Source organism: Micromonospora echinospora (assembly GCF_014203425.1).
GTDB lineage: Bacteria > Actinomycetota > Actinomycetes > Mycobacteriales > Micromonosporaceae > Micromonospora > Micromonospora echinospora_A.
The window spans coordinates 6,169,523-6,192,263 of sequence record NZ_JACHJC010000001.1 but is presented as its reverse complement, the minus strand read 5'-3'; the positions used below and the strand labels follow the sequence as shown (position 1 = coordinate 6,192,263).

General features: G+C 73.7%; 24 protein-coding genes. 19 read left to right on the top strand and 5 right to left on the bottom strand.

Annotated elements, in window-relative coordinates; all coding sequences use genetic code 11:
* Positions 1-5 precede the first annotated feature (5 nt).
* The 7 genes from mycP (at position 6) to FHU28_RS27785 (ending at position 8,553) form a co-directional block, all read left to right on the top strand.
* The gene (gene mycP, locus FHU28_RS27815; protein WP_184687554.1) at positions 6-1,433 is read left to right on the top strand and encodes a type VII secretion-associated serine protease mycosin; all 1,428 of its coding nucleotides are present in this window, start codon (positions 6-8) and stop codon (positions 1,431-1,433) included.
* Positions 1,434-1,727: 294 nt separating this feature from the next.
* Positions 1,728-2,447, top strand: a complete 720-nt coding sequence (locus tag FHU28_RS27810; RefSeq protein WP_116511619.1) for a TIGR03936 family radical SAM-associated protein — start codon at positions 1,728-1,730, stop codon at positions 2,445-2,447.
* Between the two features lie 130 nt (positions 2,448-2,577).
* Positions 2,578-5,871, top strand: a complete 3,294-nt coding sequence (locus tag FHU28_RS27805) for a ribonuclease E/G (protein ID WP_184687552.1) — start codon at positions 2,578-2,580, stop codon at positions 5,869-5,871.
* A 293-nt stretch (positions 5,872-6,164) separates the two neighbouring features.
* A complete protein-coding gene (gene rplU / locus FHU28_RS27800) occupies positions 6,165-6,479 on the top strand; it encodes a 50S ribosomal protein L21 (protein WP_018787289.1) in 315 nt (104 codons plus the stop codon).
* An 11-nt stretch (positions 6,480-6,490) separates the two neighbouring features.
* Positions 6,491-6,745 carry a 50S ribosomal protein L27 gene (gene rpmA / locus FHU28_RS27795; protein WP_013288010.1) on the top strand — a complete coding sequence of 85 codons (255 nt, stop codon included), beginning with the start codon at positions 6,491-6,493 and terminating at the stop codon, positions 6,743-6,745.
* A 90-nt stretch (positions 6,746-6,835) separates the two neighbouring features.
* Positions 6,836-8,290 (top strand): GTPase ObgE, encoded by a 1,455-nt coding sequence (obgE, locus tag FHU28_RS27790; protein WP_184687549.1) that lies wholly within the window; start codon positions 6,836-6,838, stop codon positions 8,288-8,290.
* Positions 8,291-8,349: 59 nt separating this feature from the next.
* A complete protein-coding gene (locus FHU28_RS27785) occupies positions 8,350-8,553 on the top strand; it encodes a GNAT family N-acetyltransferase (protein ID WP_363926704.1) in 204 nt (67 codons plus the stop codon).
* 3 nt (positions 8,554-8,556) lie between these two features.
* On the opposite strand, the gene FHU28_RS27780 is transcribed toward FHU28_RS27785, so the two are convergent.
* Together FHU28_RS27780 and FHU28_RS27775 are read right to left on the bottom strand one after the other, a co-directional pair.
* Positions 8,557-8,772, bottom strand: coding sequence for a DUF6766 family protein (locus tag FHU28_RS27780; protein ID WP_260413155.1), 216 nt, complete (start codon positions 8,770-8,772; stop codon positions 8,557-8,559).
* Positions 8,773-8,798: 26 nt separating this feature from the next.
* On the bottom strand, positions 8,799-9,263 hold the full coding sequence (locus FHU28_RS27775) for a DUF4383 domain-containing protein (protein WP_311773710.1): 465 nt from the start codon (positions 9,261-9,263) through the stop codon (positions 8,799-8,801).
* Between the two features lie 208 nt (positions 9,264-9,471).
* Here FHU28_RS27775 and FHU28_RS27770 point away from each other — a divergent pair, with 208 nt between their 5' ends.
* From FHU28_RS27770 to FHU28_RS27760, 3 genes are read left to right on the top strand one after another with little or no spacing between them, the layout of a single operon-like run.
* The gene (locus FHU28_RS27770; protein WP_184687545.1) at positions 9,472-10,257 is read left to right on the top strand and encodes a hypothetical protein; all 786 of its coding nucleotides are present in this window, start codon (positions 9,472-9,474) and stop codon (positions 10,255-10,257) included.
* A 31-nt stretch (positions 10,258-10,288) separates the two neighbouring features.
* The gene (locus tag FHU28_RS27765; protein WP_073831867.1) at positions 10,289-10,741 is read left to right on the top strand and encodes a phage holin family protein; all 453 of its coding nucleotides are present in this window, start codon (positions 10,289-10,291) and stop codon (positions 10,739-10,741) included.
* Positions 10,738-11,376, top strand: coding sequence for a DUF3618 domain-containing protein (locus FHU28_RS27760; RefSeq protein ID WP_073831866.1), 639 nt, complete (start codon positions 10,738-10,740; stop codon positions 11,374-11,376). Before FHU28_RS27765 ends, FHU28_RS27760 begins: the two co-directional genes overlap by 4 nt.
* A 16-nt stretch (positions 11,377-11,392) precedes the next feature.
* Here the strand turns inward: FHU28_RS27760 and FHU28_RS27755 are convergent, their stop codons facing one another.
* Complete coding sequence (locus FHU28_RS27755; protein ID WP_260413150.1) at positions 11,393-12,514, bottom strand: glycosyltransferase family 2 protein; 1,122 nt, start codon at positions 12,512-12,514, stop codon at positions 11,393-11,395.
* 129 nt (positions 12,515-12,643) lie between these two features.
* On the opposite strand from FHU28_RS27755, the gene FHU28_RS27750 reads away from it, so the two are divergent.
* Together FHU28_RS27750 and FHU28_RS27745 are read left to right on the top strand one after the other, a co-directional pair.
* Positions 12,644-13,282, top strand: coding sequence for an SRPBCC family protein (locus FHU28_RS27750; RefSeq protein ID WP_184687543.1), 639 nt, complete (start codon positions 12,644-12,646; stop codon positions 13,280-13,282).
* Positions 13,279-14,457: a zinc-dependent alcohol dehydrogenase gene (locus tag FHU28_RS27745; protein WP_184687541.1), complete on the top strand. Its 1,179-nt coding sequence runs from the start codon at positions 13,279-13,281 to the stop codon at positions 14,455-14,457. The genes FHU28_RS27750 and FHU28_RS27745 overlap by 4 nt, the downstream gene beginning before the upstream one ends.
* A gap of 20 nt (positions 14,458-14,477) precedes the next feature.
* On the opposite strand, the gene FHU28_RS27740 is transcribed toward FHU28_RS27745, so the two are convergent.
* Positions 14,478-15,761, bottom strand: coding sequence for a cytochrome P450 (locus FHU28_RS27740; protein ID WP_184687539.1), 1,284 nt, complete (start codon positions 15,759-15,761; stop codon positions 14,478-14,480).
* A 240-nt stretch (positions 15,762-16,001) separates the two neighbouring features.
* On the opposite strand from FHU28_RS27740, the gene FHU28_RS27735 reads away from it, so the two are divergent.
* Positions 16,002-16,388, top strand: a complete 387-nt coding sequence (locus tag FHU28_RS27735; RefSeq protein ID WP_116507990.1) for a hypothetical protein — start codon at positions 16,002-16,004, stop codon at positions 16,386-16,388.
* 7 nt (positions 16,389-16,395) lie between these two features.
* Here FHU28_RS27735 and FHU28_RS27730 read toward each other — a convergent pair whose 3' ends face one another.
* Positions 16,396-16,614 carry a DUF397 domain-containing protein gene (locus FHU28_RS27730; protein ID WP_184687537.1) on the bottom strand — a complete coding sequence of 73 codons (219 nt, stop codon included), beginning with the start codon at positions 16,612-16,614 and terminating at the stop codon, positions 16,396-16,398.
* Between the two features lie 67 nt (positions 16,615-16,681).
* Between FHU28_RS27730 and pepN the strand changes: the two genes are divergently transcribed.
* The 6 genes from pepN to FHU28_RS27700 all read left to right on the top strand — a co-directional run bounded on the left by pepN (position 16,682) and on the right by FHU28_RS27700 (position 22,714).
* On the top strand, positions 16,682-19,198 hold the full coding sequence (gene pepN / locus FHU28_RS27725) for an aminopeptidase N (RefSeq protein ID WP_184687535.1): 2,517 nt from the start codon (positions 16,682-16,684) through the stop codon (positions 19,196-19,198).
* A gap of 89 nt (positions 19,199-19,287) precedes the next feature.
* A complete protein-coding gene (gene nadD, locus FHU28_RS27720; RefSeq protein WP_030503098.1) occupies positions 19,288-19,884 on the top strand; it encodes a nicotinate-nucleotide adenylyltransferase in 597 nt (198 codons plus the stop codon).
* 110 nt (positions 19,885-19,994) lie between these two features.
* Positions 19,995-20,399 carry a ribosome silencing factor gene (gene rsfS / locus FHU28_RS27715; RefSeq protein ID WP_184687533.1) on the top strand — a complete coding sequence of 135 codons (405 nt, stop codon included), beginning with the start codon at positions 19,995-19,997 and terminating at the stop codon, positions 20,397-20,399.
* Positions 20,396-21,025: a histidine phosphatase family protein gene (locus FHU28_RS27710; protein ID WP_184687521.1), complete on the top strand. Its 630-nt coding sequence runs from the start codon at positions 20,396-20,398 to the stop codon at positions 21,023-21,025. The genes rsfS and FHU28_RS27710 overlap by 4 nt, the downstream gene beginning before the upstream one ends.
* Positions 21,026-21,073: 48 nt before the next feature.
* Positions 21,074-21,928, top strand: coding sequence for a DegV family protein (locus tag FHU28_RS27705; protein ID WP_184687518.1), 855 nt, complete (start codon positions 21,074-21,076; stop codon positions 21,926-21,928).
* Positions 21,929-21,937: 9 nt separating this feature from the next.
* A complete protein-coding gene (locus FHU28_RS27700) occupies positions 21,938-22,714 on the top strand; it encodes an SDR family NAD(P)-dependent oxidoreductase (protein WP_184687515.1) in 777 nt (258 codons plus the stop codon).
* The last annotated feature ends 27 nt before the right edge of the window (positions 22,715-22,741 follow it).

The window sequence follows — 22,741 nt, the reverse complement described above, 5'->3', positions numbered from 1 at the left end:
GACGGATGAGGGTGCACGTCGGCGCGCTCCGGCCGGTGGCGGCCGCGCTGCTGGCCGGGCTGATGGTGCTGGGGGCCGCACAGCCCGCGGTCGGCGCTCCCCGCCGGGCCGAGCAGTGGTACCTCGACGAGCTGCGGATCGACCGGGCGCACCAGATCTCCACCGGGCGGGGCGTCGTGGTCGGAGTGGTCGACAGCGGCGCCGACGCCAACCACCCGGACCTGCGCGGCCGGCTCCTCGCCGGCCGCAGCACGTTCGACTCCGGCGACGGCCGGCGCGACCCGGACGGCCACGGCACCCACATGGCCGGGATCATCGCGGCGAACGGGACCGGAGTGGTCGGCGTCGCGCCGGACGCCCGGATCCTGCCGATCCGCACGCCGTCGGGCGACAAGGGCGCCGACGCGGGCAACTCCGCGACCGGCATCCGGATGGCGGTGGACGGCGGCGCGAAGGTGCTCAACCTGTCCTACGGGCACGCCGGCGCGGTCGACGAGGGCGAAGAGGCGGCGATCCGGTACGCGCTGGAACGCGACGTGGTCGTGGTGGCCGCCGCCGGAAACGTCCGCAAGCTCGGCCCGGACATCGCCTCACCCGCGAAGATCCCCGGCGTGATCGCGGTGACCGGCACGACCCGGGGCGGCGGCTTCTGGCCCGGCTCTGCGCAGGGCCCGGAGGCGGTGGTCGCCGCGCCGGGGGACGAGGTCTACAACATCGGGCCCGACCGGGGGTACGGCTGGGGCGACGGCACGTCCGACTCCACAGCCATCGTGGCCGGGGTGGCGGCGCTGGTCCGGTCGAAGTTCCCCCGGCTCTCCGCACCCGACGTGATCAACCGGATCATCCGTACCGCCCGGGACGCCGGCCCGCCCGGCCGCGACCCGCAGTTCGGCTTCGGCCGGATCGATCCGGTGGCGGCGCTCACCGCCGACGTGCCGTCGGTGTCGGCGAACCCGCTGCTCGGCGCCGCTCCGGCCAGCGCGTCCGCGCCGCCGGCCGCGGCCGAGGACGAAGACTTCGACGTGACCGATTACGGCGACCGGGGCGGCCCCACCGACCAGCAGGTCATGGTGATCGGCATCGGCATCGCCGTGGCGCTGGTGGTGCTGCTGGCGCTCGTGGTGTTCCTGATCTGGAGCCGCCGCCGGCACCGGCGCGAGCTGGCCCGGGCCGCCGACATCCCGGACGAGGCGCTGGACCGGATGAACGGCCAGGGCCCGCCGGTCCCGGCCGGCCATCCCGCCGGCCCGCCTCCCGGCTACGGCCCGCCCGGTGGCCCGCCGCCACCCGGCGCCTACGCCCGACCGAGCACGTCACCGCACCCTGGCGCCCCCTCCCAGCCGGGCGGACACCCCACACAGGGCGCCTACCCCCAGCCGGGCGCCTACCCGCCCTCCGCTCAGCCCACCCCACCCCACGACAACCGCACCTGATCACCCGCCCCGGCTGGCCCGACCGGGTCGGCTCTGTGTGGTGATCAAGGGGTTGGGGCCTCGGGTGGGTGGGATCTGGACGTGAACTCCTTGATCACGGCGGGACGGGGTGTCCGGGTGGGGGAGCGGGCGGGGGTTTGGGTGACTTTGGGGTGGGTGGGGTAGCCCCGGGTGTGGGGTGCGGCGGGCACTGCGCCAGGATGGGGCGGATACGCAGGCACAGCCGAGGAGCTCACGATCGCCAGAAAGCCTCAACCCGAGGGCGGCCAGGCGCCCGTCGTCCAGCGGGTCCGCATCCGGTACGCCAAGCGGGGGCCGCTGCGCTTCACCTCGCACCGCGACTTCGCCCGGGCCTTCGAGCGCGCGCTGCGCCGGGCCGGCGTACCTATCGCGTTCTCCCAGGGCTTCACCCCCCACCCCAAGATCTCGTACGCCTCGGCGGCGCCGACCGGTGTGGCCAGCGAGGCGGAGTACCTGGAGATCGGGCTGCGTGAGCCGGTCGACCCGGCGCGGCTGCGCGAGGCTCTCGACGCCGCGCTCTCGCCCGGGCTCGACGTGCTCGACGCGGTGGAGGCCACCGGCGGCAGCCTCGCCGACCGGATCGAGGCGTCGTACTGGCGGATCGAGCTGCCCGAGGTGGATCCGAAGGTGCTGGCGGAGGCCGTGGCGGCCTTCACCGCCGCCGACGAGATCCAGGTCGAGCGGATGACCAAGCAGGGGCGGCGGACGTTCGACGCTCGCGCGGCAGTGGTGTCCATCGATGTGATGTCTCCGTCTGAGACGCCTTCCGAGGCGGCGGCCGTACCGTGTGCGATACTCGAACTGGTCGTGCGGCAGGTCACCCCGTCCGTTCGGCCCGATGACGTCCTGTCCGGCCTCCGCGCGGTGGCCGCCCTGGAGCCGCCGGTCACCCCCAAGGTGATTCGGCTGGCGCAGGGCACGTTGACCGCGCAGGGCGAGATCGTCGATCCGTTGGACGCGGATCGCGACGGGGCAACCATCGGAGAACGCTGACCGTCGGTCAGCGTTCTGGCAGGCAGACTTCGGCGGTCGCGCGTTTGCGTGCCCGGCGGAAACACCTTTGCGGCAACCCTGCGTGGCAGCGCTCACCCGCGCCCGGGGCAGCCAGAACTGGAGAACGTCCATGCTCGAGAACGAGCCCGAGGGCGGCGAACGGACCGGCGCAGAGCCGGCCGGGACGACCGCCGACAGTGCCGCCATCGCCTCCGGCAGCGCCGACGTCGCCACCTCCGGCAGCACGGAGGGCGTCGCCGAGACCAAGCCGCCGGCCCGTAAGCGGGCCAGCCGCCGCAAGGCCGCCCCGCTGAACCAGCCGGAGCAGACCGACGCGCCGGTGGAGGCGTCCGCGACCGTGACCGGCAGCGGCGAGTCGCCGCAGGCCGAGGTGTTCGCCCCGATCGCGGGCGAGTTGGACGCCGCGCCCAAGACCACCCGGCGCCGCCGTAAGGCGACCCCGGCGAAGGCGGCCGAGGAGCCGGTGGTCGCGGCCGGGGTGGAGGCCGCCTCGGACGAGGTCGTGCCGCCGGTGAAGGTGACCCGGACCCGTCGCCGCAAGGCCACCCCGCCCGCCGCCGAGACCGTGGCGCCGGACGAGACCGCCGCCGCGGCGCAGGCGTCCGAGAGCGCCGTGATCGACGGGCCGGTCTCCGCGCCCGGGGGCGACCTGATCGCCGAGGGACGCGCCGACATCGACGGCGGTGAGGCCACCGCACCGGGCGGGGCCGTCACCGCGGAGACCGCCGCGCCGGCCCGCGCCGGCCGGCGCGCCGCCCGCGCCGCCACCGGCGACAAGGCCACCACCAGTCGGGGCAGGGCCGCCACCGGCGGCCAGGCGAGCACCGGCGACGCGGCCGGCATCGGTCAGACCACCGGCGAGGACGTCGAGGACGAGGACGCCGAGGGCGGGACCGTCGAGGACGCGAGCGCCGCGGGTGCGCGTACCCACGAGGTCGACCTGGCCCGCAGCGGCGGCCCGGCGGACACGACGGGCGTGGTGTCGACGGGCGCCGCCGTGCCGCGCGTCGCCGAGGAGCCGGCCGAGACGCCGCCCGCCACCACCCGCCGGCGTCGTGCCGCGCTCTCCGCGCCGACCGTCCTGTTCATGGCCCCGCAGCCCGACGAGGCGCCCGCCGTCCAGGTCACGTACCCGGCCGCGGAGGAGCCGATCGAGGAAGCGGTGGAGACCGTCCGGCGGCGCCGTCGCGGTCGCCGGGAGGTCGAGCCGGTCGAGGCCGAGGTCGAGCCGGAGGTCGTCGAGGAGGAGCCGGCCGCCGAGGCCGAGGAGTCCGCCGAGATCGACGAGGACGACGAGACGGCCGCCGCCCGGCGTCGTCGTCGCCGGGGTCGCCGGGGCCGGGGCCGGGGCAAGGGTGGCGCCGACGAGGCCGACGACGAGGAGGCCGAGGAGTCCGGCACTGCCGAGGCCGCCGAGGAGTCCGCCGAGGACGAGGAGTCCGCCGAAGACGAAGAGTCCGACGGCGAGGGGATGACCCGCCGCCGTCGCCGTCGTCGCCGCCGGGGCGCCGGGGAGGCGGACACCGCCGCCGAGGACGGCGTGCCCACAGTCGTCAAGATCCGTGAGCCGCGCAAGCCTGTCGACGAGGTGCAGGGTGTCTCCGGCTCGACCCGGCTGGAGGCCAAGCGGCAGCGCCGCCGGGACGGCCGTGAGCAGCGGCGTACACGCCCGCCGATCCTGAGCGAGTCGGAGTTCCTGGCCCGCCGGGAGGCGGTCGACCGGGTGATGGTGGTCCGCCAGCGCGGCGACCGCACCCAGATCGCGGTGCTCGAGGACGGCGTGCTGGTCGAGCACTACGTGACCCGCAACTCGTCCGCCACCATGGCCGGCAACGTCTACCTGGGCAAGGTCCAGAACGTGCTGCCGAGCATGGAGGCCGCCTTCGTCGACATCGGGCGCGGGCGCAACGCGGTGCTGTACGCCGGCGAGGTCAACTGGGACGCCACCGGCCTGGAGGGCCGGGCACGCTCGATCGAGCAGGCGCTGCGCTCCGGTGACTCGGTGCTGGTGCAGGTGACCAAGGATCCGATCGGGCACAAGGGCGCGCGGCTGACCAGTCACATCGCGCTCTCCGGCCGGCACCTGGTCTACGTGCCCAACGGCAACGCCTCCGGGATCAGCCGCAAGCTGCCTGACACCGAGCGCAAGCGTCTGCGGGACGCGCTGAAGAAGCTGGTGCCGGACGGTGCCGGGGTGATCGTCCGGACCGCGGCCGAGGGCGCCAGCGAGGACGAACTGGCGCGCGACGTGAAGCGGCTGCAGGCGCAGTGGGAGGACATCCAGGCCAAGGCGACCGAGGGCGGCGCCCCGGTGCTGCTCTACGAGGAGCCGGACCTGGTCATCCGCGTGGTCCGGGACCTCTTCAACGAGGACTTCCGCGAGCTGGTCATCGAGGGCGAGTCCGCGTACGGCATGGTCGAGTCGTACCTGTCGCACGTCTCCCCGGACCTGGTGGAGCGGCTGCGCCGGCACGCCGGGGTGGTGGACGTGTTCGCCGAGTACCGGATCGACGAGCAGATCCTCAAGGGGCTGGACCGGAAGGTCTTCCTCCCCTCCGGCGGCTCGCTGGTGATCGACCGCACCGAGGCGATGACGGTCGTCGACGTCAACACCGGCAAGTACACCGGCTCCGGCGGCAACCTGGAGGAGACGGTCACCCGCAACAACCTGGAGGCGGCCGAGGAGATCGTGCGCCAGCTGCGGCTGCGCGACATCGGCGGCATCGTGGTGATCGACTTCATCGACATGGTGCTGGAGTCGAACCGGGACCTGGTGCTGCGCCGGCTCACCGAGTGTCTCGGCCGGGACCGCACCAAGCACCAGGTCACCGAGATCACCTCGCTCGGCCTGGTGCAGATGACCCGTAAGCGCATCGGCGCGGGCCTGCTGGAGGCGTTCAGCGAGACCTGCGAGTGCTGCAAGGGCCGGGGTGTGATCATTCACACCGAGCCGGTGCCGGAGAAGCCGCGCAGCGGCGGCGCGGGGGAGAAGGTCAAGGCGGTCGCCTCGGCGGTCGCCGCGCCGGCCGAGGAGAAGGGCCGTCGCCGGGGCCGTAAGGCCGCCGCCGAGAAGCTGGCCGCGGAGGTCGCGCTGGAGCAGCCGGCCGCGCAGCCGCCTGCCGGCATCGAGCCGCCCGCGGCCGTCGCGCCGCCGGAGCGGACCGTCGCCGAGGTGGTCGAGGCCGACGACGACTACTACGACACCCAGGGCTACGACCTGTCCCGGTTCGAGACGGACACGCCGGCTGCCCCGGCGGTCGCGGACAGCCAGGAAGGCGACTCGGCCCGGCTGGCCGCAGCCGACGACCCGGACGCGATCGGTGAGGGCGACAGCGACGAGGACGGCGGTGCCCCGCGCCGGCGGGCGCGCCGTGGCGGCGCCCGGCGGCGTACCCGGCCGTAAGACGCTGAACTGCGCGAACAGGGCCCCGTTCCACGCCTGGCGTGTGGAACCGGGGCCCTGTCGTGCCTGCCGGGCAGCGCGGGAGGACGCCTACCGGTAGCCCGGTTTGGGGGGCGGGCCGGGTATGGCGTACGCTTGCCTGCGGCGCACTTTGGTGTGCTGAGTTCCCGCGTGCCCGCTCCGCCGGTGTCACGGCTCCCGGCGAGACGCCGTGGGAACGACCGCCGCCGGTGTGACAACCGGCAGCGGTGGAATAGACGCCAGCAGCCTCAACGACAGGGAGTCCGCCTCCGATGTACGCGATCGTCAAGACCGGCGGCAAGCAGTACAAGGTCGCCGAGGGCGACGTGATCGAGGTCGAGAAGCTCGCCGGTGCCCCCGGCGACGCGGTGAAGCTCACCGCGGTGCTCCTCGTCGACGGTGACGACCTGGTGACCGACGCGGCGAAGCTCGCCAAGGTCGCGGTGTCCGGCGAGATCGCCGCGCACACCAAGGGCCCGAAGATCCGGATCCACAAGTTCAAGAACAAGACCGGCTACCACAAGCGCCAGGGTCACCGCCAGCCGCTGACCCAGGTCAAGGTGACCGGCATCTCCAGCGGGAAGTAGGTCGTCCTCCAATGGCTCACAAAAAGGGTGCGTCCAGCTCGCGTAACGGCCGTGACTCCGCGGCCCAGCGACTCGGCGTGAAGCGCTTCGGTGGTCAGGTCGTCAGCGCGGGTGAGATCCTCATCCGTCAGCGTGGCACCAAGTTCCACCCCGGTGACCTGGTCGGCCGTGGCGGCGACGACACGCTGTTCGCGCTGGCCGCCGGCTCGGTGCAGTTCGGCACCAAGCGCGGTCGCAAGACCGTCAGCATCGTGCCTCAGCAGTAGTTTTCTGGCGAAGCGGGCCGCGGACCTCTGAGTCCCGGCCCGCTTCGCCTTTTCACGCGCGGGGCGAACCCCGCTGGAAGGATTGGCGTCGTGACGACGTTCGTTGACCGGGTCGTCCTGCACATGCAGGCCGGCGACGGCGGGCACGGCTGTGTCTCGATCCACCGGGAGAAGTTCAAGCCGTTCGGCGGGCCGGACGGCGGCAACGGCGGGCACGGCGGCAGCGTGTCCCTGGTGGTCGACGCGCAGGTCACCACGCTGCTCGACTTCCACTTCAGGCCCCACCTGAAGGCCGACAACGGCAAGGGCGGGGCCGGCTCGAACCGGGACGGCGCCAACGGCCGCGACCTGGTCATCAAGGTGCCGAACGGCACAGTGGTGCAGAGCCTCGACGGCGAGGTCCTGGCCGACCTGGTCGGCGAGGGCACCACGTTCGAGGCGGCCCGGGGCGGCCGGGGCGGGCGCGGCAACGCCTCGCTGGCGAACGCCCGTCGCAAGGCGCCCGGCTTCGCCGAGCTGGGTGAGCCCGGCGACCGGCTGGACGTGGTGCTGGAGCTCAAGAGCGTCGCCGACGTGGGCCTGGTCGGCTTCCCGTCGGCGGGCAAGTCCTCGCTGATCTCGGTGATCTCCGCGGCCAAGCCGAAGATCGCCGACTACCCGTTCACCACGCTGGTGCCCAACCTGGGCGTGGTCCGCGTGGACAACCACACCTTCACCGTCGCCGACGTGCCGGGCCTGATCCCGGGCGCGGCCAGCGGCAAGGGCCTGGGCCTGGAGTTCCTCCGCCACGTCGAGCGCTGCGCCGTGCTGGTGCACGTGATCGACACCGCTACGCTGGAGCCCGGCCGCGACCCGCTCGCCGACATCGACGCCATCGAGTCGGAGCTGTCCCAGTACGGCGGGCTCACCGACCGGCCCCGGCTGGTCGCGCTCAACAAGGTCGACGTGCCCGACGGCAAGGACCTCGCCGACATCGTCCGCCCCGACCTGGAGGCCCGCGGCCTGCGTGTCTTCGACGTCTCGACCGCCACCCGCGAGGGCCTGCGCGAGCTGACGTACGCGATGGCGGAGTTGGTCGACCAGGGCCGCCGGGCGGCCCCGCCGGCCGAGCCGACCCGGATCGTGATCCGCCCGAAGGCGGTCGACGACGCCGGCTTCACCATCGAGGCCGAGCCGGACGGCTCGTACACGGTGCGCGGCAGCCGGCCGGAGCGGTGGGTGAAGCAGACCAACTTCGACAACGACGAGGCAATCGGCTACCTGGCCGACCGGCTGGCCCGCCTCGGCGTCGAGGAGAAGCTCGCCAAGGCCGGCGCTCAGGCCGGTGACCTGGTGCGCATCGGCGACCGGGAGTTCGACTGGCAGCCGACGCTCTACGCCGGTGTCGACTTCGTGCCCGGCAACCGGGGCACCGACGTGCGGCTGGAGGACAAGTCGAACCGCCCGTCGGCGTCCGACCGGCTCGCGGCCCGCAAGGCCCGCCGGGTCCGGCCGGAGGACGAGGTCGAGGCCGCGCCGGCGGCGGCGGAGGCGGACGCCGAGTAGCCGTTTCCGGGACGGTGGCGGGAAACCTGCGCGAAATCCGGCGGATCTAGCGTACGGGCATCGCCCGGCAGCTGCTCGTGGCGCTGGAGGAACTGGCGTTCCGGGCGGGCCACCGGACGGTGTGCCTGGAGACGGGCACGTACCTGCCGGCCGCGATCTCGCTCTACCGGTCCAGCGGTTACGAGCCGATCCCGGTCTACGGCGAGTACGTGGACAACCCGTACAGCGTCTGTTTCGCCAAGCGGCTGCCGGTGGCGGTTTGACGCTCAGGCGCTGGTCTGGGCGTGCGGCGCGGTGACCGGCTTGGACTCGGGGCTGGCGTGCTGGCGCAGCACGATGCTGAGCAGGATCAGCACCCCGACGGCGAGGAACTCGCTCTGCCAGTTCTGCATGGACTGGAACCAGAAGTCACTGGCGCCGAGGAACTGCCAGGCGCTGATCGGGGCCGCGCCGCTCTCCTGCCCGGTGACGGCCCGGGACAAACGCCGGTCCGGCGTGTAGCGCCTGGTCAGGGGCGGTCGAACGGGGCCTCCACCGGGCTGCCCGTGCCCAGGTTGTTGTTCAGCAGCAGTCCGGCGGCGAGCATGCCGAAACCGAGGAACAGGTGCAGCCAGTTGTCGGCGTCGTTCACCGGCACGAAGTTGACAGCGGTGTCCCGGTCGATGGCGAAGCCGTACAGCCACAGCACCAGGTAGAGCGCGCCGCCGCCGGCCAGGAACACCCGCGCCCCGGCCAGCCGCCGGGCCAGCACCAGGCCGACCAGGCCGAACAGCAGGTGCACCAGGTTGTGCAGCACCGACACCTGGAACACCCCGAGCAGCTTCGCCTCGGAGTGGTGCCCGGCGAACGTCATCTCGCCGTAGTGCGTGGTGATACCGGGCACGAAGCCGAGCACGCCGATCAGCGCGAAGACGGCTGCCGCCGCGAGGGCAACCTTCTGCACCGTAGGCCGCGCGGGCGCGTGTTCGCGCACGTCACGTGCCATCCCTGTCACCCCCGTGGACTCGCCGCCGCCCGGGCGGGCAGGCATTCCATTCTCTGACCGGAGCGGGCCGCTCCCGCAGAGAAATCACGAATCAGGCATGGACCGGCCGACTGGGGGTAGGGCGATTGTCACGTGGAAACAATCCGCGTGACCCCCCGAGAACACCCGCTGGAAACACACGAGCGGAAGGGACATCATGACTCAGGATCTTTCCCCGGCTTCTGCCACTTACCAGTCGACGAACGGCGGCGGCGTGCGTGACCAGGCCCGCCAGGTTGGCTCCGACGCCGCGAGCGCCGGTGGCGCGGTCGCCCAGACCGCCAAGGAACAGGGCCAGGAGGTGGTGAGCGAGGCCAAGCGACAGGCCCGCGACCTCTACAGCGAGACCCGTGGCCAGGTCACCGCCCAGGCCGGTCAGCAGCAGCAGCGCGCCGCCAGTGGCCTGCGGTCGCTGGCCGACGAGATGCGCACCATGGCGCAGCAGGGTGGCGGCTCCGGGCCGGTCACCGAGCTGGCCCACCAGGCGGCCGAGCGGGTGCACGGCGTGGCCGGCTGGCTGGAGCAGCGTGAGCCGGGCGACCTGCTCAACGAGGTGAAGAACTACGCCCGCCGCAACCCCGGCACGTTCCTCGTCGGCGCCGCGCTGCTCGGCGTGGTCGCCGGGCGGCTCACCCGCAACATCACCGCGCTCGGCGACGACAACAGCGGCGCGCGGCCGGCGTACGACCCGGACCGCACCGCCGTCATCCCGACCGCGCGCGAGGTGCCGGGCCAGGTGCCGCCGGGCGGTTACCTCGACCCGACGCCGGGCAGCTACGCCGAGCCGGACCCGGGCTACTCCGCGCCGGGCGCGACCTACCCGGGTGGCGGCGCCACGAACACCTGGGCCGACCCGGCTGGTGGCACCGGTCAGCCGCTGCCGCCGCCGGAGCGCACCGACCCGCTGCCGGGCGTCCCGTCCACCGGCGCTCCCCGCCCGTGACCCGCCGCACCGGCAGAAGGGAGGCGACGGCATGACCGTACCCACGCAGGACCCCGGCTACCAGGCGGCCGGCGCGCCGCACCACGCCGACGAGGTGCGCGGCAGCTCGCTCGGTGACCTGATGCGTCAGGTGACCACCGACCTGTCCACGCTGATGCGGCAGGAGGTGGAGCTGGCCAAGGCCGAGATCCGCCAGGAGGGCAAGAAGGCGGGCAAGGCCGCCGGCCTGTTCGGTGGCGCCGGCTTCGGCGGCTACATGGTGGCGCTCTTCGTCTCCATCGCGATCTGGCAGTTCCTCGACAACGTCATGGACTCCGGGCTGGCCGCGCTGATCGTGGCCGTGATCTGGGCCGCGGTCGCGGCGGTCCTGTACTCGATGGGCAAGAAGAACGCCGAGCGGATCCGCGGCCTGAAGCAGACGAACGACAGCGTGCAGCGCATCCCCGACGCGCTCAAGCCGCACCCGGAGGGAGTCACCCGATGAGCACCGACCCCGAGCAGATCCGCCGCGAGATCGAAGCCACCCGTAACAACCTCAGCTCGGACGTGGACGCCCTGGCGTACAAGGTCAGCCCGAGCCGCATCGTCGACGACCGCAAGCAGCGCGTACGCAGTGCGCTGACCAACGTGAAGGACAAGGTGATGGGAACCGCATCGGATCTCGGCCACAGCACCGGCCACGCCGCCCACTCGGTGGGCGACCACGCCTCCTCGATGGCCTCGACGGTGGGCGACAAGGCGCACTCGGCCGCCTCGACGGTCGGTGACGCCGCCCAGCGCGCGCCGCAGGTGCTGCGGCGCAAGTCCGAGGGCAACCCGATCGCCGCCGGCGTGATCGCCTTCGGCGTCGGCATGCTGGTCTCCTCGCTGATCCCGGCCACCCGCCGCGAGCAGCAGGTCGCCGCGCAGGTCAAGGAGAAGGCGGCCGAGCACGGTGGCGTGGTCAAGGAGAAGCTGGGCGAGGTCGCCGGTGAGCTGAAGGAGGAGCTGCGCGAGCCCGCGCAGCACGCCGCCGAGTCGGTGAAGGCGACCGCGCAGGACGCCGCGCACGCGGTCAAGGACGACGGCCGCGCCGCCGCGCAGGACGTGCGGCACAGCGCCGAGCAGGTGCGGTCCTGAGCGTCCGCGCTCTCGGTCAGGAAGGGCCCCTTCTTATCGCCTCGCGATAAGAAGGGGCCCTTCCTTCCACCTCAGCGGGCGCCGCCCCGGTCTCCACCCAGAGCACCAGATCGTCGGGGCGGCGCCGGGTCATCCGCCGGCGCAGCACACGTGTGGAATTGGCCGCCACCCGCAGCCGGGCGCCCGCGTAGGGCACCCCGCCGCGCAGCCGCCGCCCCACCGCCAGCCACGCGCACATCCCGCGCTCCAGCGCCCACACGGGCGCGGCCAGGCTGGTGTGCGCCGGGAACACCGTCGCGCCGCCGGCCCGTCGCCGGCCCAGCTCCGCCACCGCCACAGTCGCCAGCCCGGCCCGCAGGAGCAGCCCGGGCCGACGGGTGGCGAGCGCGACAGCCGTCGCCGGCAGCACCGCCAGCGCGGCCAGCAGCCACGCCGGCCGGGCCGTCTCGTCGTACGCCTGGCGGACGCGCTGCCCGAGGAAGTGCGCGGCGGTGGGCGGGAGTCGCCGCACGTACAGCCACGCCGGGGTGGCCGTGCTGCCGCCGTACGCGCGCACGGTCCGGACCAGTTCCAGGTTCTCGAAGAGCACGTCCGGGTCGTAGCCGCCCATCGCCAGGAACGTGCTCCGCCGCACCCCGAGGGTGCCCGGCCAGTCCCCGCCGAGCGCGCGGGCGAGCAGCGTCCGGCCGGTGTCCCACCAGGCGTGCCAGGGCAGCGGGTCGAAGTGGTTCTGCGGCCGGACCAGGTCGACCCCGTCCAGCATCTGGTGCACCGCGCACAGGGCCGGCAGGTCGTACCGGACGTCGTCGTCGGCGATCACCACGTGCTCGTGCCGCGCCAGCGCGACGCCGGTGAGCACCCCGAGCACCTTGCCGTTGCGTCCGCGCAGCGCCGGGTCCGGCGGCACGTGCCGGGCCAGCCCGCGCCAGGCGTCGGCGTGCCGGGCGAACAGTTCCGGCGGCGAGGCGTCGACCACCACCACGTCGACCCAGCGGCTCAGCTCGCGCAGGTACCGGGTCAGCTCGTCCAGGCCGTCGTCGTCGTGGGCGCGCAGCGGCAGCACGTACGCCATCGGGAGCCGGACCGGCGTGGACGCGGCGGCCTCGTCACGCACGTGCGCAGCGGTCGGTCTGGTCACGTCGCCTCCCCTCGTGTCGGGTCACGCGACTTGCCCGGAATGCGGCTGCTGAAACCGTTTCGGACGTCCCGCGTCGGGTAGCGCAGCCGGATACGGACGGTCCGAGTCGTTCGAGGCGGAGGAGACGTGATGAGCAGGAACGCGACCAGGTGGGCGCTGGCCGGCGCCGCCACGGTGACCGCGCTCGGGATCACCCGCACGGTGGCCCGGTGGCGGCACCGGCACCAACCCGACCGTGAGGACGGCTGGTACGTGGTGCGCCGCGGCATCACAGTGGACCGGCCGGTCGACGCGGTGATCGGGTTCTGGACCGACCGGGAACGGCTCGACCGCGGCCTGGCCGAGTGGGCGACGCTGGAGCAGCTCGACGCGAACCGGTGGCGCTGCGTGGCGGCCGACCCGGCCGGCGGCGGCGCCGAGTGGCGGGCCGAGATCACAGTCGACGGCCCGGGACGGTTGAGCTGGCGGGTCACCGACGGACCGGTGGCCCAGCGCGGCCGGGTCGAGCTGGTGACCGCGCCGCAGGACCGGGGCACCGAGATCCGGGCCGAGCTGCGCTGGCGTTCCGGGCCGATCCGGCGCGCGGTCGGGCTGGTCGGTGGAACCGACCCGGACCTGGGGCTGCGCACCACGCTGCGCCGGATCAAGTCGCTGATCGAGACGGGGCAGGTGCTGGACACCCGGCACGACCCGTCCGGGCGCAGCCCGCGCCAGGAGCGGGCGACGGACAAGGTACGCGAGAAGCTGATGGTGGGAGGACGACCGTGAGGGCGTTGTGCTGGGAGGGCGTCGGCAAGCTGGCCGTGCGGGACGTGCCGGAGCCGGCCATCAGGTCGGCCGGCGACATCATCGTCAAGGTGCGTGCGAGCAGCGTGTGCGGCAGCGACCTGCACCTGATCAACGGCTACCTGCCGGCGATGCGCGAGGGGGACGTCCTCGGCCACGAGTTCATGGGCGAGGTGGTCGAGACCGGCCCGGACGTGCGGCGCATCTCCGTCGGCGACCGGGTGGTGGTCGGGTCGGTGGTGGCCTGCGGCTCGTGCTGGTACTGCCGTACCGAGCAGTTCTCGCTCTGCGACAACTCGAACCCGCAGCCGGTCTTCACCGAGAAGCTGTGGGGTCACTCGCCCGCGGGCATCCTCGGCTACTCGCACGCGGCCGGCGGCTACTCGGGCAGCCACGCCGAGTACATCCGGGTGCCGTTCGGCGACGTCGGCGCGTTCACCGTGCCGGACGGGGTGCCGGACGACTCGGTGGTGTTCGCCTCCGACGCGATGCCGACCGGCTGGATGGCGGCCGACTTCTGCAACCTCAAGGGCGGCGAGGTGGTGGCGGTCTGGGGCGCCGGTGGGGTCGGCCAGATGGCGGCCCGGTCCGCGCAGATCCTCGGCGCCGAGCGGGTCGTGGTCATCGACCGGCTGCCGGAACGGCTCGCCACCGCGGCGCAGCGGCTCGGCGTGGAGACGATCAACTACGCCGAGACCGACGTGCTCGAGGCGCTGCGGGAGATGACCGCCGGGCGCGGCCCGGACGCCTGCATCGAGGCCGTCGGCATGGAGTCGCACGACGTCGGCCCGGCGTACGCGTACGACAAGGCCAAGCAGACGGTACGGGCGCAGACCGACCGGCCCACCTCGGTCCGACAGGCGATCATGGCGTGCCGCAAGGGCGGCACGGTGAGCATCGTCGGCGTGTACGGCGGCCTGGTGGACAAGTTCCCGCTCGGCGCGGCCATGAACAAGGCCCTGGTGCTGCGGATGGGGCAGATGCACGCCCAGCGCTACATCCCGATGCTGCTGGACCGGGTCGCGGCCGGCGAGATCGACCCCGGCTACCTGGCCACCCACCCGATGTCCCTGGAGCAGGGCGCCCGGGGTTACGAGATCTTCGAGAAGAAGGAGGACGGCTGCCTGCGTACCGTGCTGCACCCGCAGGCCGCCTGACCGACGAAGGGTGCGCCCGTTCAGCGCAGCGGGCGCACCCCGTCGGCCCGATGTGCTCCGTCGACCGGGCGTACGCCGTCGAGCACCAGCCCGCTGGGCGGCAGCGCCGGCATGGCGCCGAGGTCGAGTGCCAGGTCCTGCGGCGGTACCCGGTAGTCCATCGCGCCGGTCAGGTTCGTCACGGCCCGCTTCATCAGCTCGATGGTGATCCACTCGCCGGCGCAGCGGTGGCCGGTGAAGTGGTCGCCGCCGCCCTGCGGGATCAGGCCGAACGGGTCGTCGCGCCAGCCGGTGAAACGCTCCGGCCGGAACCGCTCCGGCTCCGGCCAGAGGTCGGGGTGGTGGTTGGTGCCGTACAGGTCGAGCAGCACCCGCCGGCCCTGCGGGAACGTGTGTCCCCGCCACTGGAACGAGCGGCGTACCCGGGCCGCGGTGACCGGGAAGAACGGGTAGTAGCGGCGTACCTCCTGCACGAACCGCTCGGTCGCGGCGTCGTCGCCGGGCAGCCGGTCCCGCCAGTGCGGGTGGTCGTGCAGCGCCAGCGCGGCGAAGACCACGTACCGGTCCACCGCGACGGTGGGGCGCAGCACGTTGAGCAGTTCCACAGCGGCGATCCGGCGGGGCAGCGGCCGTCCCCGCTCGTCCCGGTGCTCGGCGACGACCGCCAGCGCGCTGCCCTCCGGGGCGGGCACCGTGCCCGCGCGTACACCTTCGATCAGGTTGCCGGCCCAGCGTTGCGCGCGGTGGCGGCCGAGCCGTCCGCGCCAGTGCCGGGGGCCCAGCGCGGCCGGGGCCTCGATCATCGCGTGCATCTCGGCGGCGCGGCGCGGCACGTCGTCCTCGGCAAGCGGCACCCCGGCCCAGGCCCAGACCGTACGGGTCAGGATCTCGCCCACCTCGTCGTAGAGCACCACCGGTCCGGTGCGGGACCAGGCCGGGATCCGGGCCCGCCACTGCTCGTCGAAGATCTCCCCGAGGCGGCGGATCGCGGCCCGCGTCATGATCGACATGAACATCGCCTTGCGGACCCGGTGCGCCTGGCCGTCGAGTCCCTGCACGCCGCCGACACCGGTGAGCGTGCGCTGCCCGCGCATCGGCATGGCGCCGTGCCGTACGAACCGCTCCTCGTCGTAGAACAGCTCGGCGGCGTCCCGGCCGCGCAGGCAGATCGTCGGTCTCAGCAGCAGCCGGGTCTGGAAGATGTCGGTGCCGAGGCGGTCGTAGCGGGAGCCGACGAAGCGGTAGCCCTCCCGGATGAAGGCGAGTGTGCTGTCCGGGCTCCGGTCGCTGGGCATGGTGCTCATGTCGACTGCTCCTGACGCGGTTCGGCGGCGCTGCCTACCTACCCCGGGCGGCGCTGCCGAACCCTCTATCTCAGCAGCTCAGGCCGTACGGGGGAGGGGCCAGCCGGGCGGGCGGACGCTGGCCCCTCCCCGGGGGCGGAAAAGCTGGTTCCCTCGGGGTACGCGGACCGGCGGCGACCGGTCCGGCGCCCCGCCGGCGTGGTGTCCGGCGGTGGTCACCGGCGACGGGGGAGGACACGGATGCGTGACGACAGGGCGGTGCGGCGGCACCGCGAGGCGTTGGCCGGGCTGCGCGGCGACGGCCGCGACGGCACGCTCATCGGCGGGCCCCGGCGCGCCGGGGCCCGCCCACCGCGGTACTTCACGGTGCACCTGGGCTTCGCCGCCACCGATCCCGCCGTCGCGCGGGAGCAGGCGGTGGCGTACGCGGAAGCGCTCGGCCTGCTCCGCCCGGAGCTGGCGCTCGGCGCGGCGGCCCTGTCCCCGGCGGACGCCTGGCACCGGGCCGAGCGGCTGTTCTGCGACGCCGTCGGGCCCGACGGCGAGCGCTGCGCCGACGTGGCCGGCCATCCGGGCTTCCACCACGCGCCCGGTCCGGGCGGGCTCGGCTGGGGCGACGGTGACTGAGCCGCGCTCAGTCCAGGTCGAACTCGCCGTCCTGGGCGCCCGCCACGAAGGCGTCCCACTCGGCCTGGGTGAAGACCAGCACCGGCCCGTTCGGCTCGGCGGAGTTGCGCATGCCGATCAGGTCGTCCACGAAGGCCACCTCGACCGCGCCCTCGGAGTTGTCCCCCTCCGCCCGCTGCCAGACCGCCCGGGAACTGTCGAAATCACCCTTGGGGTGCTGACCCATCGCTGCTCCTTCGTCGCCTTGCGTAACGAGAAGGTCCCGAGCGGACCTCATCGGGCAGGATAAGCGGATGCCGAGCCTCACCCGTGCAGAGGCGACCGCGCGCCGCGCGTCGATCGATGTCGAGTCCTATCACGTGGACCTCGACCTGACCGGCGACGCCGAGCGGTTCCGCTCCGCCGTCACCATCCGGTTCCGGGCCACCCCCGGCGCCGAGACCTTCGTCGACGTCAAGCCCCGCCGACTCCTCACCGCCCGCCTCAACGACCGCGACCTCGATCCGGCCCTGCTCGCCGGCGATCGGCTGCCGCTGACCAGCCTGGCCGCGACCAACACGCTCGCCGTCGAGGCCGAGATGGCCTACTCCAACACCGGCGAAGGGCTGCACCGCTTCGTCGACCCGGCCGACGGCGAGACCTACCTCTATGCGATGTCCTTCCTGGACGACGGGCCGCGCATCTTCGCCGCGTTCGACCAGCCCGACCTGAAGGCGCCGGTGACGCTGACCGTCACCGCACCGGCGGAGTGGACTGTTGCCGCCAACGGGCCGCTCGTCGACCGGCCGGCGCCCGGGCGCTGGGAGTTCGCCCCCACCGAGCCGCTCGCCACCTACTTCGTCACGCTGATCGCCGGGCCCTGGCACGTACTGCGCGCCGAGCACGACGGCATCCCGCTCGGCCTCTACTGCCGGCGCTCGCTCGCCGCCCACCTGGACGCCGACGCCGACGAGATCTTCACAGTCACCCGGCAGTGCCTCGACCGCTTCCACCAGTTGTTCGCCGAGCGCTACCCGTTCGGCAAGTACGACCAGGCGTTCGTTCCCGAGTTCAACGCCGGCGCGATGGAGAACCCGGGCCTGGTCACGATCCGCGACGACTACGTCTTCCGCTCGGCGGTCACCGACACGCAGCGGGAGCTGCGCGCCACCACGATCGCCCACGAGATGGCGCACATGTGGTTCGGCGACCTGGTCACCATGCGCTGGTGGGACGACCTCTGGCTCAACGAGTCGTTCGCGGAGTACCTCGGCACCCGGGTCACCGCCGAGGCGACCCGGTTCGACCGGGCGTGGACCACGTTCGCGAGCCGCCGCAAGGCCTGGGGCTACACCGCCGACCAGCGCCCCTCCACCCACCCGGTCGCGCCGGAGGAGGTGGCCGACACCGCCCAGGCGCTGCTCAACTTCGACGGCATCTCGTACGCCAAGGGCGCCAGCGTGCTGCGCCAGCTCGTCGCCTGGCTCGGCGACGACGCGTTCCTGGCCGGGCTGAACGCGCACTTCGCCGCGCACCGGTTCGGCAACGCCACGCTCGCTGACCTGCTGTCCAGCCTGGGCGCCGCGAGCGGCCGCGACCTGGACGGCTGGGCCGAGCGCTGGCTGCGCCGCGCGCAGGTGAACACGTTGCGGATCGACACCGCTGTGGACACCGGCGGGCGGTGGACCGACGTGGCGATCGTGCAGACCGCCCCGGCCAGCCACCCGGTCCTGCGGCCGCACCGCATCGGCGTGGCCCACCACACCGCCGACGGCCCGGCCCGCCGGTACGCCGTCGACCTCGACCCGGACGCCGACGGCGGCCGTACGCCGCTGCCCGAGCTGGTCGGGCAGCCCGCCACCGGGCTGCTGCTGCCGAACGCCGGTGACCTGACGTTCGCCAAGATCCGGCTCGATCCGGCCTCGGCGGACGCGGTGCCGACGCTGCTGCCCGGCCTCGCCGACCCGCTGGCCCGGGCGCTGCTCTGGGGCGAGGCGCTGGACGCGGTCACCGACGGGGAACGCCCGGCCGGCGCGCTGGCCGCGCTGATCGCGGCGGCGCTGCCCGCCGAGACCGAGGTGACGATCGTCGAGGACGTGCTGCTGCTCAGCCGCCGGCTGATCGACCGCTATCTCGACCCGCTCGCCCGGGACGCGGCGCTGCTGCGGGTGGCGACCGCCTGCGCGGCGCTGCTCGACTCGGCTCCCGCGGGCGGCTCGCTGCAGCTCGCCGCGGCGCGGGGTCTGATCGCCGCCACCACCGACACCGCGATGCTCACCGGCTGGCTGGCCGGCAAGGAGGTGCCGTCGGGGCTGGCCGTGGACACCGACCTGCGCTGGGCGGTGCTGCGCCGGCTGGTGGTGCTCGGCGCGGCCGGTACACCGCAGATCGACGCCGAGGCCGACGCCGACCGCAGCGCCACCGGCGCCGAGCAGGCAACCGCGTGCCGGGCCGCGCTGCCCGACCCTGACGCGAAGCGGGCCGCCTGGGAGATCGTCACCCGCAGCACCGAGCTGTCCAACCGCCTGGTCGAGGCGGCCGCCGAGGGCTTCTGGCAGCCCGAGCAGGCCGAGCTGACCGCCGGGTACGTGCAGCGCTACTTCACCGACATACCGGCGGCGGCGCGGCTGCGTACCCCGTGGGTGGCCGACGCGGTCACGGTGGCCGCGTATCCCCGCTACGCCGTGGCGCAGCCCACCCGGGAACTGGCCGCGGCGCTGCTGGCCCGCGACGACCTGACGCCCGGCCTGCGGCGGTGGGTGACCGACCTGGACGACGACATGCGCCGGGCGCTGGTGGCCCGGACAGCGGTGGCCGCCGCGTCGGCCTGAGCAGGGAGCGCGCCGGGTGAGGGCCCGCCCGGCGCGCTCGACCGCGGACCCCGCCCAGGGCTGTCGGGCGGGCGGCCTACGATCGCTGGGTGGAGGAAGACATCCGGCGGGTCGGCATCATGGGCGGCACGTTCGACCCGATCCACCACGGGCACCTGGTGGCGGCGAGCGAGGTGGCCGACCGGTTCGGTCTGGACGAGGTGGTCTTCGTGCCGACCGGACAGCCGTGGCAGAAGGCGGAGGAAGCGGTCACCCCGGCCGAGGACCGTTATCTGATGACGGTGATCGCCACCGCCTCCAACCCGCGCTTCCAGGTGAGCCGGGTCGACATCGACCGCGGCGGCCCCACCTACACCGTCGACACGCTGCGCGACCTGCACGCCGAGTACGGCGCGAAGGCGCAGCTGTTCTTCATCACCGGCGCGGACGCGCTGGAGCGCATCCTCTCCTGGAAGGACCTGGACGAGGCGCTCGAACTGGCCCACTTCATCGGCGTGACCCGGCCCGGCTTCGAACTCACCGACAAGCACCTGCCGGCCGACTCGGTCAGCCTGGTGCAGGTGCCCGCGATGGCGATCTCCTCGACCGACTGCCGCGCCCGGGTCGCCCGGGGCGAACCGGTGTGGTACCTGGTGCCCGACGGTGTGGTGCAGTACATCGCGAAACGGCGGCTCTATCAGCGGTGATTCCGCCCTTTATGTTCCCGTTCATGCCTGAAATCGACCAGAACTGACAAGTCGCCGCCCCGCCGGGTGTGAGAGGCTTGGAGGGTCGCACGGTTGATCGAAGGAGAACGGTGACAGTTTCCGAGCGCGCGCACGAGCTGGCGGTGGCCGCCGCCCAGGCCGCGGCCGACAAGAAGGCACAGGACATCGTCATCATCGACGTGGGTGACCAGCTCGCGATCACCGACGCGTTCCTGCTGGCCGCCGCTCCGAACGAGCGTCAGGTGCTCGCCATCGTCGACGCCATCGAGGAGCGCCTGCTGGAGCTGCCGGAGAAGGCCAAGCCGGTGCGCCGCGAGGGCGAGCGGGGTGGCCGCTGGGTGCTGCTCGACTACGTCGACATCGTGATCCACGTCCAGCACACCGAGGAGCGCGAGTTCTACGCGCTCGACCGGCTCTGGAAGGACTGCCCGCAGATCCCGTTCGTGGATCGCGACCTGGCCGACTCGGCCGCCGGCACCGCCGCCGCCGAATGACCCGCCTGATCATCTGGCGGCACGGCAACACCGACTGGAACGCCGCGAGCCGCGTCCAGGGCCAGACCGACGTGCCACTCAACGACCTCGGCCGGGAGCAGGCCCACGCCGCAGCTCCGGTGCTCGCCGCGCTGCGCCCGGACGCGATCGTCGCCAGCGACCTGCGCCGGGCCGCCGACACCGCCGCCGCGCTCGCCGCGCTGACCGGGCTGCCGGTCCGCACCGACGCCCGGCTGCGGGAACGGCACTTCGGCCAGTGGCAGGGCCTCACCCTGACCGAGGCGGCCGAGCGGTTCCCCGACGAGTACGCCCGCTGGCGGGCCGGCGCCCCCGACCCCGGCGCCGACATCGAGAGCCTGCACGACCTGGGCGAACGGCTCGGCGCAGCCTTCCGGGACGCCGCCGGCCTGGCCGCCGGCGGCACTGTCGTGGTGACCACGCACGGCGGCGGCGCCCGGCAGGGCGTCGGGCACCTGCTCGGCTGGGACCACACAGTGCTGCGCAGCCTCGGCTCGCTGGCGAACTGCCACTGGACCGAGCTGCGCCGCAACGACGTCCGGGGCTGGCATCTGCGAGCGCACAACGTCGGTCTGGTCACCCAGGCGGCGCTCACCGACGCGGTCTGACACCTCCGGCCCCGGCGTGTCACCGCGTCATCGGCTAGCGTGCCGGTCATGCCCGTCGCGGTCGTCACCGACTCCACCGCCTATCTGCCCTCCGACCTGGTCCGCGCACGCGGGCTCACAGTCGTCCCGCTGACCGTCGTCCTCAACGGCGCCGAAGGGCTGGAGGGCGTCGAGACCTCACCCGCCGACGCCACCCGCGCGCTGAGCGCTCGGCGGGTCTCGGTGAGCACGTCCCGGCCCGCGCCGGAACAGTTCGCGCAGGTCTACCGCACGCTGCTCGCCGAGGGCGCCGACGGCGTGGTGTCGGTGCACCTGTCCGCCGAACTGTCCGGCACTGTCGAGGCCGCCCGGCTGGCCGCCGCCGAGGTCGGCGACGACCGCGTCACCGTCGTGGACAGCCGATCCACCGGCATGGGCCTCGGCTTCCCGGCGCTCGCCGCCGCCGCGGCCGCCGCGCAGGGCGCCGACCTGACCGGGGTACGCGACGCGGCGCTGGACGCGGTCGCCCGGACCACCATCTACTTCTACGTCGACACGCTCGAGTTCCTGCGCCGGGGCGGCCGGATCAACGCGGCCGAGGCGCTGCTCGGCACCGCCCTCTCGGTGAAGCCCATCATGCACATGCCGGACGGCGCGATCGTGGTGAAGGACAAGGTCCGTACCGCCAGCCGGGGAGTCGCACGTCTGGTCGACCTCGCCGTCGAGACAGCCGGGGATGCCCAGGTGGACGTGGCGGTGCACCACCTCGCCGCGCCGCAGCGGGCCGAGCAGTTGCTGACGGCGCTGACCGAGCGGCTGGGCGACCGCCTGCACGACACGTACGTCACCGAGGCCGGAGCGGTGGTCGCCGCGCACGCCGGACCCGGGCTGGCATGCGTGGTGGTCCACCGCCGCACCTCCTAGGGTGGCCGGATGAGCGTTCGGTCGTATGTCGTCACCGGCGGGGGACGGGGCGTCGGACGGGCGATCGTCGAGCGGCTGGCCGCCGACGGCGGCGTGGTGGTCGTGGTCGAACGGGACCCGGGCGCGCTGGACTGGCTGGCCGGGCATCCGCTCACCGACCGGCTGCACGCCGTGACCGGGGATGCCGGCGACGAGGCGGTCACCGGCCTGGCCGCCGACCGCGCCGAGGCGTACGCGCCGCTGGCCGGCTGGGTCAACAACGCCGCCGTCTTCCGCGACGCCGACCTGCACCGCGTGCCCGCGAGCGAGGTGGTCGACCTGATCGCGCTCAACCTGCGGCCCGCCGTGGCCGGGTCCGGCACCGCCGTACGCCGGTTCCTGGCCGCCCGGACCGGCGGGGCGATCGTCAACGTCTCGTCCCACCAGGCCCGCCGGGCGGTGCCGGGCGCGCTGCCGTACGCCACCGCCAAGGCCGCGGTGGAAGGGCTGACCCGGGCGCTCGCCGTCGACTACGGCCCGCACGGGATCCGTGCCAACGCGGTCGCGCTCGGCTCCGTCCACACCGAACGGCACGCCGCCTACCTGGCCGGACTCGACCCGGCTGAGGTCGCGCACGTCGACGCGGAGATGGCCCGGCTGCACCCGCTCGGCCGGATCGGGCGTACCGACGAGGTGGCCGAGGTGGTCGCGTTCCTGCTCTCCGACCGCGCCTCGTTCGTCAACGGCGCGACGGTGCCGGTCGACGGGGGACGGGCCGCGCTCGGCCTGGACCCGGAGGCGCGCTGACCCGCCTGGTCGTTCTCGGCCACCTAG